2 protein-coding genes are annotated in these 13,766 nt (G+C 74.1%); both read left to right on the top strand.

Annotated elements, in window-relative coordinates; genetic code table 11:
• Positions 1-397: 397 nt before the first annotated feature.
• Positions 398-6,901, top strand: a complete 6,504-nt coding sequence (locus MXD59_RS22160; protein ID WP_248826541.1) for a type I polyketide synthase — start codon at positions 398-400, stop codon at positions 6,899-6,901.
• 78 nt (positions 6,902-6,979) lie between these two features.
• A partial coding sequence (locus MXD59_RS26690; protein WP_308301760.1) for a type I polyketide synthase occupies positions 6,980-13,766 on the top strand: 6,787 nt, incomplete at its 3' end.

Below are 13,766 nucleotides of genomic sequence, written 5' to 3'. Positions count from 1 at the left end.
TCGGTCGCGATGCTGTACCCCTACGGCCCCCTGTTTCTCGTCTCACAGTGCCGGTTGATGCTGCGGCCGGTACAGGCCGTAGGGGTTGTCGCCGCGATCGAGGGTCAATCAGGATAAGAGTCGCGATGATGTGCCGCCGGTGAACGGTGCGGTCGCCCGGCCGATCCAATACTCCATTGAGTGGACGCTGATGACGGGGTCGATAGAATTGTGGGATTCTCGCGTGGATGATGCACGTCGAGTCATCCCGTGGGTTCTGGGGGCTGCTGGCCCAACGGATCTGCGAACGCGGGCGGCCGAGCTGTGTGCGCGATATCGCTCCGCTGCCGGGGATCGTCCGCTGGACATTGGATTCTCGCTGGCATCGCGGGTGACTCCGTCGCCCTACCGTGGTGTCGTGGTCGGCGTGACCCGCGGCGACTTCGTGCGGAGTCTGGAGGCCCTGGCCCGCGGCGAGACCGCCCCGGGCGTTGTGCACGGCCCGGCCGGTGCGGCGATGCGCCCGGTGTTCGTCTTTCCCGGACAGGGCTCCCAGTGGCCGGGAATGGCAACGGATCTCATGGCGATGTGGAGTCCCTTCGGCGCCGCGGTCCGGGCGGCGGACGAGGCGCTGGCGCCCTTCACCGATCGCTCGGTCGTCGACATCCTGGGTTCCAGCGCCGGTGCGGGGGCGCCGACGTTGGAACGCGTGGATGTGGTCCAACCGGCGTTGTTCGCCGTGATGGTGGCGCTCGCCGGGCTGTGGCGCGAGTTCGGGGTCGAGCCGGTGGCCGCCATCGGTCACAGCATCGGTGAGCCGGTGGCCGCCTGGCTGACCGGTGCCCTCTCCCTCGCTGACAGTGCGCGTGTCGCGGCCCGTCTGAGCCAGGCGCAGCAGACCCTCGCCGGCCAGGGCGAGATGGCCCTGGTGTCGCTGCCCGTAGCCGAGATCGAGCGCGATCTTGCCGCCGAGGGGGACCGGGTGGGCATCGCCGCGGTCAACGGTCCGGCATCCGTGGTGATCTCCGGTGACGCGGACTCCGTCCGGCGGGTCGTCGCGGATTACACGGCGCGGGGGGTGTGGGCGCGCCGGATCGCGGTCGGCCTGGCCGCGCATTCGAGCCAGATCGAGCGGGTCCGGGACCGTCTGCTGCGCGACCTGGTGCCGGTCGCACCCCGATCGGGGCGGTTGCCGTTCTACTCCGGCCTGGCCGGGGACGTCCTCGACGGAAGCGGCCTGACCGGTGACTACTGGTATCGATCTCTGCGGGAGCCGGTCCAGTTCGCCCGGGCGGCCCGGGCCGCCCATGTCGCCCATGCCACGGCCGCCGGTGCCGCCTTCATCGAGATCAGTCCGCATCCCGTGCTCACCGGGAGCCTGCGGGACATCGTCGATGCCCCGGATGCTCCTGTCGGTCCGACGGCGGTTCTCGCCTCCCTACGCCGCGATCAGGACGGCCCTCGCCGGTTCCTGCTCTCACTTGCCGAGGCCTGGGTCCGGGGCGTGGCGGTCGACTGGACGGTGGCCTTCTCCGGCAGCGGCGGTCGTCTCCTCGAGGACGTGGGCCGGCCGGTCGGCCACGGCGATCCGGCCCTGATCGCCGACGCGGTACCCGGTGACGTGGTGTCTGGCACGGCGGTGGTTGGTGACGGGTCGGCCGGCGCCGAGGGGCCCGAGCTGGTGCGGCGGCTGGCCGGCCGGTCCTCGGCGCAACGCCAACGGATCCTGCTCGCGGCAGTGCGTGGCGAGACGGCGTCCCTGCTGGGGCGTCCCTCGGCCGAGTCGGTGCCGCCCGGGGCGGCGCTGCGGGAGATCGGTCTCGACTCGGTGCCCGCGCTGGAGCTGCGCAGCCGGCTCGGCGAGCTGACCGGGCTGCGGCTGGCGCCGACCCTCGTCTTCGATCACCCGACACCTCGCGCGTTGGCCGGTCACCTGCTGGCCGAACTCGACGGCAGCGGCGAGGGGGAATCGTGGGAGCACGCCACGGTGGGGACGCCGACGCCCACCCCGAACGGCGTGGGCGATGCGGACAGCGCAGTCGATGGTACGGGCGACGCGGGTGCGGGTCCCGACGAGCCGATCGCGATCCTCGCGATGAGCTGTCGACTGCCCGGGGGCATCGACGACCCGGACGCGCTGTGGCGGTTGCTCGACGACGGCGGAGAAGTGGTCGGGGGGCTGCCGGGTGACCGTGGCTGGGACCTCGACCAGCTCACCGCGGCCCAGCCGGCCCACCACGGCCCCAACCGGCAGCGTGAGGCCGGCTTTCTGACCGGTGCGGCCACGTTCGACGCCGCCTTCTTCGGCATCAGCCCGCGTGAGGCGCTGGCGATGGATCCGCAGCAGCGCCTGCTGCTCGAGACCTCCTGGGAGGCCCTGGAACGGGCCAGGATCGACCCGACGAGTCTGCGCGGTACCGACACCGGGGTGTTCGCCGGGGTGACCGAGCAGGGATACGGCCCAAGGCTGGACGCGGCCCCCGCCGAACTCGAGGGCTTCGTCCTGACCGGCACCACCGCGAGCGTCGCCTCCGGGCGGGTGGCCTACGTGCTCGGCCTCGAAGGACCGGCGGTGTCAGTGGACACGGCCTGTTCGTCCTCGCTGGTGGCCATCCACCTCGCCGCGCAGGCGCTGCGCCGTCGGGAGTGCTCGCTGGCGCTGGCGGGGGGTGTCACCGTGATGCCGCATCCGGGCTCGTTCATCGAGTTCAGCCGCAAGAACGCACTGTCCGCCGACGGCCGGTGCCGGGCCTTCTCCGCCGACGCCGCCGGGTTCGGGCTGGCCGAAGGCGTGGGTGTCCTGGTCCTGGCCCGGCTGTCGACAGCGCGGCAGGCCGGGCATCCGATCCTCGCGCTGATCCGCGGCAGCGCGGTCAACTCGGACGGGGCGAGCAACGGTCTGACCGCACCCAACGGACGGTCCCAGCAGCGGGTCGTCCGGCGCGCGCTGGCCGCGGCGGGTCTGACCCCCGACGACGTCGACGTCGTCGAGGCTCACGGCACCGGCACGCCGCTGGGCGATCCGATCGAGGCCACCGCCCTGCTCGCCGCCTACGGCCGGGACCGGCCGGCCGACCGTCCGCTGTGGCTGGGCTCGGTGAAGTCCAACGTCGGCCATGCGCAGGCGGCCTCGGGCGTGGTGGGCGTCATCAAAATGATCCTGGCGATGCGTCACGGCCGGCTGCCGAAGACGTTGCACGTCACGTCGCCGACCCCGCACGTCGACTGGTCCTCGGGTGCGGTCCGGCTGCTGACCGCGAACACCGGGTGGCCCGCGGCGGACCGTCCGCGGCGGGCCGGCGTCTCCTCCTTCGGGATCAGCGGGACCAACGCCCACGCCATCCTCGAACAGGCGCCCGCCCCCGCGGCTGACACCGCCACCGGCTCGGCGAGGACCACCGCGACGCCCGACCCGGCCGACTCCGCCGGGCCCGATCCCGCCGCGCAGGTGGTCCCATGGCTGGTGTCCGGCCGTGGCGAGGCGGCGCTGGCGGCACAGGCGCGGCGTCTGCGCATCCAGGTCGAGGCGGGCGCGGCCGGCGCGACGCCGGGCGCGACGCCGGGGCCGGCCCTGGCCCGGCCGCGCGACACCGGCCATGCGCTGGCCACCACCCGGGCGGCGCTGAGCCATCGCGCCGTCGTCACCGCCGCCGATGTCGACGGATTCCACCGCGGGCTGCGCGCGCTCGAGACCGGCCAGCCGGCGGCGAACCTGATCCGGGGCGTCGCGGACATCGAGGGCGACGTCGCCTTCGTCTACCCCGGCCAGGGCTCCCAGTGGGACGGCATGGTCCGCGATCTGCTGGCAGACGAGCCGGATTTCGCGGCCTGCCTGCGGGAGTGCGCGGACGCGATCACTGTGCACACCGGCTGGTCCGTGCTCGACGTGGTGCGCGGCGAGCCGGGGGCACCGAACCTGCACCGCGTCGACGTGGTCCAACCGGTCCTGTTCGCGGTGATGGTGGGGCTCACGGCGTGGTGGCGGGCCCACGGGGTCGAGCCCGCAGCGGTGGTCGGGCACTCCCAGGGCGAGATCGCGGCGGCCTGCGTGGCCGGCGCGCTCTCCCTGCCGGACGCGGCGAAGGTCGTCTGCGTCCGCGCCCGGGCGCTGCGCGCCATGGCGGCCGGCCGGGGCGGCATGGTCTCGGTGTCGCTGCCCCGCGACGCTCTCGAGGCGGCCCTGCGGTCCTGGCCGGGTCGCCTCGAGGTCGCCGCCGTCAACGGGCCGGGATCACTCGTCGCGGCCGGTGATCCGCAGGCGCTCGACGAGCTGCTGGCGCGGTGCGAGGCCGACGGCATTCGGGCACGGCGGATTCCGGTCGACTACGCATCGCACACGGCGCAGGTGGAGACCCTACGCGAGCGTCTCCAGCGGGAGCTGGCCGACGTCACCCCACGCCCGGCCACCCTCCCGTTCTACTCCAGCCTCACCGGGTCGGAGCTGGACACCGCCACGCTCGACGCGGGCTACTGGTACCGCAACCTTCGTGGAACGGTGGAGTTCCAGCAGGCCACCGAGGCGCTGCTCACCGACGGGCACCGGGCGTTCGTGGAGATCAGCCCGCACCCCGTCCTGACGGCCGCGGTGGAGGCCACCGCGGCGCAGGCGGACCGGTCGGTCGTTGTCGTCGGTTCGCTGCGCCGCGACCACGGTGGTCGGGAACGACTGGTGGCCGGGGCCGCCGAGCTGTTCACGCGCGGCGTGGCCGTCGACTTCACCGCCGCCTTCGCGGACCCCCGCGGTGACCGGCCGCGCCCGGTCGACCTGCCGACCGTCGCGTTCCAACGCGAGCGGTTCTGGCTAGAGCCCCCGGCGGCCAGGCGCCCTGAGGCCGCCGGGGACGGCTGGCGCCACCGCGTCGTCTGGCGACCGATTCCGCCCCGACCGCTGCCGGCCGAATCGGTGCCGGCCCGACTGGCGTCGACCTCGGGCGCCGGTCCCGAGTCCTGGCTGATCGTCACACCAGCCGGCGACGCGGCCGTTCTGGCCGACGCGTGCGCAGACGCGTTGTCCCGGGCCGGTGTGCGGTCGGCGGTGCTGCCCGTCGATGCGGCCACGGTCGATCGCGCCGCGCTGACCCGCCTGCTGTCGTCGACTGCCCCGGACGGCTCCCGCAGCGGCGTACTGTCCCTGCTGGCCCTGGACACCGACCCGCATCCCGATCATTGCGAGCTCGCCCGCGGCCATGCGGCGACCGTGACCCTGCTCCAGGCGCTCAGCGACGTCGGGGCCGGCGGGTCAGCCGATCACGGGCCGCTGTGGTGTGCGACCCGGGGCGCCGTGCGCGCCGTCGCGGGCGACACGGTACCGCGCCCGACCCAGGCGCTGGTGTGGGGCCTCGCGCAGGTCACGAGCCTGGAGTACCCCGACCTGTGGGGCGGGATCGTCGACCTGCCCGCGGACGGCGAGCCGGCGGACCTCGACCTGCTCGTCGCCCTGCTGCGCGATCCGGACGGCGAGAACCAGCTGGCGATCCGCTCGTGCGGGGGGCTCGTCCGGCGGATCGCCCCCGCCCCGCTGCCCGGAGCGGCGGGGAGGTCCTGGCGACCACGGGGCACAGTGCTGGTCACTGGCGGGACGGGCGGCGTGGGAGCGCGGATCGCGCGGTGGCTTGCCGGCGCCGGCGCCGAGCATCTCGTCCTGGCCAGCCGGCGCGGCGCCGATGCACCCGGCGCGGCCGACCTGGCCGCGCAGGTGCGCGATCTCGGCGCCGACGTATCGCTGGTCAGCTGCGACGTCGGCGATCGTGACGCGGTCGCCGACCTGCTGGCGGGCATCCCGGCGGAGCTGCCGTTGCGCGCGGTCGTCCACGCCGCGGCCGTCCTCGACGACACGGTGGTGGACCGGCTGACGGCGCGACGGATGGCCGGGGTGTCGCGGGTCAAGGTCGGCGGGGCCTGGAATCTGCACGAACTGACCCGTGAGCTGGAACTGGACGCGTTCGTGCTCTTCTCGTCGGTGACAGCGACCTTCGGGCTGCCCGGGGTGGCCAACTACGCCCCGGGCAACGCCTACCTGGAAGCACTGGCCGAACATCGCCGGGCGCGGGGCCTGCCCGCGACCGCGGTGGCGTGGGGACTGTGGGCCGACGGCGGCATGGTCGAGGGGGCGGCCGGTGCGCGGCTGCGTCGCCACGGTCTGATCGACATGCATCCGGAACTGGCCACGAAGGCCCTGCAGGAGACGCTCGATCATGATCTCGTCACGTCGGTGGTCCTCGACGTCGACTGGGATCGGCTGGCCGCCGCGCTGGCCGGCGGGCGCCCGACCCGGCTGCTCGACGAGATACCGGCGCTACGACGGACGCCGCGACGGACCTCGTCCGGCCTGGGGACGTCGACGGAACAAAACGCGCCGCTCGCGTTGCGCCGGACGCTGGCGGAGCAGCCGGAGGCCGCGCGGTTGCGGACCCTGCTGACCGTCGTCGGCACGCACGCGGCCGCGGTACTCGGCCATGCCTCGGCCGCGGCGATCGGCGCCGACACGGCATTTCGGGACCTGGGATTCGACTCGCTCACCGCCGTCGAGCTGCGCAACCGGCTGAACGCGGCGGCCGGGACCCGGCTGGCGACGACGGCCGTCTTCGACCATCCGACCCCGACCGCACTCGCCCGCCAGCTCGGTGCGCTGTGCGGGCAGGACCTCGCGGACGGATTCCCGACCCCGGTCGACGGGACGTCGGTCACCGCGGCGGTGGCCCGCGTCCGTGCGGAACTCGACCGGCTCGCGCCGGCCCTGTCCGCCGTGTCCGCGTTCGGTCCCGAGTCCGCCGCGGACCAGGCGGAGATCGGTCGCCGGCTCCGGGGGCTGCTGGCCGCTCTGTCCACCTCGGCCGTCGCACCCGCGTCCGAAGCGGACGGCACGCCCGCTTCGGACGACGAACTGTTCGACCTGCTCGACTCCGAGCTCGAAACCCCCTGACGTGCTGACCCCAGCCCCGGCGATCACAGGAGTACGCGTGTCGCACCATGGAATGTCGCCGCGATCGGGCGCGCTCGCGTGAACACCGAGGACCGGCTTCGCGACTACCTACGGCGCACGACCGCCGACCTGCACCTCGCCCGGCGGCGACTGGCTGATGCGCAGGCCGCCGGGCGGGAGCCGGTGGCGATCGTCGGGATGGCCTGCCGGTTCCCCGGCGGGGTGCGCACACCGGCCGACCTGTGGCAACTGCTGGTCGACGACCGGGACGCCGTCACCGACTTTCCCGCCGATCGGGGCTGGGACCTCGACGGACTGTACGACCCGGACCCGGACCGGCCCGGACGTTCCTACGTCCGCTCGGGTGGCTTCCTCGACGACGCCGACGCGTTCGACGCCGAACTGTTCGGTATCTCGCCGCGGGAGGCCCTCGCGATGGACCCCCAGCAGCGGCTGCTGCTGGAGACGTCCTGGGAGGCGATCGAGACCGCCGGGGTGAATCCGCAGAGCCTGCGCGGCGCCGACACCGGGGTCTTCGTCGGTACGAACGGTCAGGACTACGCCTCGAACCTGCCGACGACCCCGCCCGAGGCCGAGGGCTTCCTGCTGACCGGACGGGCGGCCAGTGTCGTGTCGGGGCGCCTCGCCTACGTCCTGGGCCTGGAGGGTCCGGCGGTCACCGTCGACACCGCCTGCTCGGCGTCCCTGGTGGCGATCCACCTGGCGTGCCAGGCACTGCGCGCCGGTGAATGTGGAACCGCCCTGGCCGGCGGCGTGACGATCATGTCGACGGCCGGGCTGTTCGTCGAGTTCAGCCGGCAGCGCGGTCTCGCCCCCGACGGCCGGTGCAAGGCGTTCTCCGACACCGCCGACGGCACCGGCTGGGGCGAGGGCGTCGGCGTGCTGGTCCTGGAACGACTCCGCGACGCCCGCCGTCTCGGCCACCGGGTCCTGGCCGTCATCCGCGGCAGTGCGGTCAACTCCGACGGTGCCAGCAACGGCCTGACCGCACCGAACGGCCCGTCCCAGCAACGGGTGATCCGCCGGGCGCTGGCCGGGGCCGGCCTCGGACCGGACGAGGTCGACGCGGTCGAGGCCCATGGCACCGGAACCGTCCTGGGCGACCCGATCGAGGCCCAGGCGCTGCTGGCGACCTACGGGCAGGACCGGCCGGCCGACCGCCCTCTGCTCATCGGGTCGTTGAAGTCGAACATCGGCCACACCCAGGCCGCCGCCGGCGTCGGCGGTGTGATCAAGATGGTGCTGGCGATGCGGGCCGGCCTGCTGCCCCGCACGCTGCACGTGAACGCTCCGTCGGGCAAGGTCGACTGGTCGGCCGGCGCCGTGCGGGTGCTGACCGAACCCACACCGTGGCCGGTCACGGAACATCCACGACGGGCCGGCGTCTCGGCGTTCGGCGTCAGCGGGACGAACGCCCATCTCCTGCTCGAGCAGGCCCCACCCGATCCGGATCCCGCGGACCCGCCGGTGGTTCCGGACGTCCCGGCGGCTCTGGACAGCATGGCGGCTCTGGACAGCATGGCGGATCCCGGCGTTCCGGCCGCCGTGGACGTCCCCGGGGCCACGGATACCCGGGACGGTGCCGGCCCGACCGGTCCGTTCCCGCTGGTCGTGTCGGGCCGGGGCACCGAGGCGCTGGCGGCGCAGGCCGGCCGGTTGCACGATCACCTCGGACGGCGGCCGGAGCTGGGCCTGGCCGAACTGGGACACGCCCTGGTGACGACCCGGGCCACCCTCGGGAACCGGGCGGTCGTCCTGGCCGAGGACCGCGAGGAGGCCCTCGACGCGCTTGCCGCGATCGCCCGTGGCGAACCGACTCCGCATGCCGTGCGCGGGACCGCGGGGCCCGCCGGCCCGGTCGCCTTCCTCCTGCCGGGCCAGGGCAGCCAGCGCCTCGGCGCCGGCGCGCAGCTGCGCGCGACCAGCCCGGTCTTCGCCGCCGCCCTCGACGAGGTGTGCGCACAGTTCGACCGGCACCTGCCACGCCCCCTGCGTGAGGTCCTGTTCGCCGACCCCGGGACGCCCGCCGCGGCGGCCTTGGACCAGACCGGCTTCACCCAGCCGGCGCTGTTCGCCGTCGAGGTCGCGATGGTCCGGCTGTTCGAGTCGTGGGGTGTCGTCCCCGACCATCTGCTGGGCCACTCGGTGGGGGAGCTCGCGGCCGCCCACCTCGCCGGCGTCCTGTCGCTGCCCGACGCGTGCGCGCTGGTCGCCGCGCGGGGCCGGCTGATGCAGGCGCTCGCACCCGGCGGCGCGATGGTCGCCATCGAGGCGGACGAGGGCGAGGTACTGGCGACGCTGGTCGGCCTGGCGGACCGGGTGGACCTGGCAGCCGTCAACGGCCCGGCAGCCTGCGTGATCTCCGGCGACGCCGCGACCGTCGACGAACTCGCCGCCCGTTGGCGTGCCCGGGGACGGCGCACCACCCGCCTGCGGGTCAGCCATGCGTTCCACTCCCCGCACATGGATCCGATGCTGGCGGAGTTCCGCCGGGTCGCCGAGCAGCTCACCTATGCGCCGCCGCGTATTCCCGTGCTGTCCGACCTCACCGGCCGGCCGCACACCGTCGAACAGATCACCTCGCCCGACTACTGGGTGCGCCACGCCCGCGGTGCGGTGCGTTTCGCCGACGGTGTCCGCTGGTTGGACGAGGCCGGGACGCGGGCCTACGTCGAGGTCGGTCCGGGCGGTGCGCTGACCGCGATGACGCGGCGCTGCCTCGACGAGGCCGTGCCCGCCGGGGCCATCCCTGCCGCGAGCACCCCCGCCGAGGGACACGGGCAACCCGTCGTCGTTGCGACCCTGCGGCCGGGGCGGTCCGAGCCCCGGACCTGCCTGACCGCGCTGGCCAGTCTGCACGTGCACGGGTTCCCAGTGGACTGGTCGGCGGTCCTGCCGACCGCCGGAAGTCGTCCCGTCGAGCTCCCGACCTATGCCTTCACCCGCCGGCGTTACTGGCTGGCGCCCCCGGAACCGGCCGCCGGCCGGTCGCGGTCGTGGCGTTACCAGGTCGAGTGGAAACCACTCGGTGCCGCCCAGCCCGCCTCGCCCGCCGGCACCTGGCTGCTGGTGACCGCACCCCACCAGGCGGACGACGGCCCTCGCCGGGAGAGCGCGCGGATGCTCGCCGCCGCGGGCGTGCAGGTCATCGAACTCACCTGGGATCCGGCCGCTCTGGGCGATGACCCTTCGGGCTGGACGCAGGGGCTGCGTGCGGCGCTGCCGCCCGGACGCCGCGTCGACGGAGTTCTCGCACTACTGGCAACCGACCTCCCGGCCGAGGCTGCTGCCGACCGGGTGGTCGGCGGGGCGGCCCTCGAGGCCCTGCGTGCGGCGCTGGGTCTGCTGCGGGCCCTGGCCGATGCCGGCCCCGGCCCCGGCCAGGGCGACGATTCCCCCGCCCCGTTGTGGTTGGTGACCCGCGGCGCCGTCAGCGTTGGCGCGGACGAGAAGCTGACCAACCCCGACGCGGCGGCCGTGTGGGGTCTGGGCCGAGTCGCGGCGTTGGAGTATCCGCGCCGCTGGGGCGGACTGATCGACCTCGCCGGGCCCGATGCCGGCGCCGGGTCCGACGTCGATCCCGGATCCGAGGCGGAGATCCACCGGATGCTGGCGACGGTGCTCGCGGGCGGGTTCGGGGCCGAGGACCAGCTGGCCATCCGGCCGACCGGGGTGTTCGGCCGCCGCCTCTCGTCCGTCCCCGAGGCCGGCCGGGAGCCCGGTGCGGGTCGGCCGGCGTGGACGCCCCACGGCACGGTCCTCGTCACCGGCGGCCTGGGCGCTCTGGGCGCGCATACCGCCCGCTGGCTTGCCGGGGCGGGGGCGGAGCATCTCGTCCTGACCGGTCGGCGGGGATCGGCGACGCCCGGCACGGCCGAGCTGGTGGCGGAGCTCGCCGCGCTCGGCGCCTGTGTCACGGTCGCCGCCTGCGATGTCGCAGACCGCGCCGCCGTGGCCAACCTTCTGGAGACACTGGCGGCGCAGGGGGACAGCCCGAACGCCGTGGTGCATGCCGCGGGGGTCGAGCGCACCACGGCGCTGGCCGAGCTGAGCCCGGCCGAACTGGCCGAGGTGACCGCCGCGAAGATCGCTGGCGCGACTCATCTCGACGCGTTGCTCGATCATGACGCCCTCGAGGTCAACGTCTCCTTCTCGTCGGTCGCCGGCGTGTGGGGCAGCGGTGGCCAGGGCGCCTACGCGGCCGCGAACGCGTTCCTGGACGCCCTCGCGCAGCGGCGGCGGGACCGCGGCGGGCGGGCGAGTTCCGTGGCCTGGGGCCCCTGGGCCGGCGGGGGGATGCTGGCGGCGGCCGGTGCCTCCCGCGCCGACGACCTGCGCCGTCGAGGTCTGCCGCAGATGCCCCCGGACGCCGCGATCACGGCACTGGCGGACGTGCTGAGCGGGGTGCCGGCCAGCGTCGCCGTCGCCGACGTGCGGTGGGACCGGTTCGCGCCCGCCTTCACCGCGATGCGGCCCGGTCCACTGATCGAGGACCTGCCCGAGGTGCGCCGCGTGCTGGCTGGCCAGCGCGACGACCACTTCACCGGCCGCCCGGATCCGGTCGGCCAGCCGGCCGGCGACCCCGCCGGCCGGTCGGCGCCCGCGGCCCAGCCGTCGATCTCCCAGGAGCTCACCGCGTTGGCCGCGTCCGACCGTCCTGCGGCGGTCCTGGACCTCGTGCGGGCCGAGACAGCCCTGGTGCTGGGCCATGTCTCCGCGGCGGCGATCGATCCGGCCCGGGCCTTCCGTGACCTGGGCTTCGACTCCCTGACCGCGGTCGACCTGCGCAACCGCCTGTGTGCCCGGACCGGCCTGCCGCTGCCCACGACTGTCGTCTTCGACGTCCCGACCCCCCAGGAACTCGCCGCTCACGTGCTCGCGCTGGCCCTGGGCGGCACGGCCCTCGCCGAGGAGCAGGTGCGGCTACAGCTGATGGCAGCAGGTACCGATGCCGGTGCCGCGGGGGGTGCCGGCGAGCCGATCGCGATCGTGGCGATGAGCTGCCGTCTGCCGGGCGACGTCACCTCACCGGAGCAGCTGTGGGATCTGGTGGCCGCGGGCACGGACGCGATCTCCGGCTTTCCCGTCGACCGGGGCTGGGATGTCGAGGGCCTCTACGACCCCGATCCGCGGGCACCGGGGAAGTCCTACGTGCGCACGGGTGGGTTTCTCCACGACGCGCACCAGTTCGACGCCGACTTCTTCGGGATCTCGCCGCGGGAGGCGCTGGCGATGGACCCACAGCAGCGGCTGCTGCTCGAGAGCACCTGGGAGGTGTTCGAGCGGGCCGGGATCGACCCGGCCACGGTGCGGGGCAGCCAGACCGGCACCTTCGTCGGGCTGGCCGGCCAGGACTACGGCACCCGCGTCGGGGTGGCCGAGGCCGGGCTGGAAGGCCATCTGCTCACCGGTACGGCCGGCAGCGTGGCCTCCGGTCGTCTTGCCTACACCTTCGGTCTGGAGGGGCCGGCGGTGACGGTGGACACGGCGTGTTCGTCGTCGTTGGTGGCGTTGCATCTGGCGGTGCGGGCGCTGCGGTCGGGGGAGTGTTCGCTGGCTGTCGTCGGCGGGGCGACCGTGATGTCCACGCCGCAGGCCTTCGTCGAGTTCAGCCGGCAGCGGGGGCTGGCGCCGGACGGGCGGTGCAAGCCGTTCGCGGCCGCCGCGGACGGCACCGGATGGGCGGAGGGCGTGGGTGTCCTGCTGGTGGAGCGGCTCTCGGACGCGCGCCGCCTCGGTCATCCGGTGTGGGCGGTGGTGCGGGGGTCGGCGGTCAACTCGGACGGGGCGAGTAACGGGTTGACGGCGCCGAACGGTCCGTCGCAGCAGCGGGTGATCGTGCGGGCGTTGGCCGATGCCCGGCTTGGTGCGGGTGAGGTCGATGTGGTGGAGGCGCACGGTACGGGCACGACGTTGGGTGATCCGATCGAGGCGCAGGCGTTGCTGGCCACCTACGGGCAGGGTCGGGACGCGGACCGGCCGTTGTGGGTGGGGTCGGTCAAGTCGAACATCGGGCACACCGCCGGGCTTTCCGGGCTCGCCGGTGTGATCAGGACCGTGATGGCGATGCGGCACGGGACGGTGCCGAGGACCCTGCACCTCGACGAGCCGACCCCGCACGTCGACTGGTCGGCCGGCACCGTCCGCCTGCTGTCGGAGACGGTGCCCTGGCCGGCCGGGCAGCGGCCCCGGCGAGCGGGCGTGTCGTCCTTCGGCATGAGCGGCACCAACGTCCACGTGATTCTCGAGGAGAACCAGGATTCCGGCACTGTCTCCACCACCGGTGTCGCCGCCGCGGATTCCACGGCCGATGACACCGGTGGTACCGGGGTTTTCCCGTGGGTGGTGTCGGGGCGGGATGCGGCGGGTCTTTCGGCGCAGGCGGGTCGGTTGTCGGCGTTTGTGTCGGGGCGGCCTGAGCTGGGTCTGGGGGATGTGGGTTTTTCGTTGGTGACCGGCAGGTCGGTGTTTGCGCATCGGGCGGTGGTGGTGGCGAACGACCGGGCGGGTTTGCTGGCGGGGTTGGGGGCGTTGTCGCGAGAGGAGTCGGCGGCGGGCGTGGTGTCGGGGGTGGCGGTTGCCGGGGCGAAGCCGGTGTTTGTGTTTCCGGGTCAGGGGTCGCAGTGGGTGGGGATGGCGGTGGAACTGTCGGCTTCTTTTCCGGTTTTCCGGGAGCGGTTGGTGGAGTGTGCGGCGGCGTTGGAGCCGTTTGTGGACTGGTCGTTGATGGAGGTGCTGCACGGGGTGGAAGGTGCGCCGGGTCTGGGGCGGGTGGAGGTGGTGCAGCCGGTGTTGTGGGCGGTGATGGTGGCGTTGGCGGGGTTGTGGGGGTCGTTCGGGGTGG

The organism is Frankia umida (assembly GCF_023242945.1).
GTDB lineage: Bacteria > Actinomycetota > Actinomycetes > Frankiales > Frankiaceae > Frankia > Frankia umida.
The sequence above is the reverse complement of the archived record's forward strand: the minus strand, read 5'-3'. Positions and strand labels throughout refer to the sequence as shown.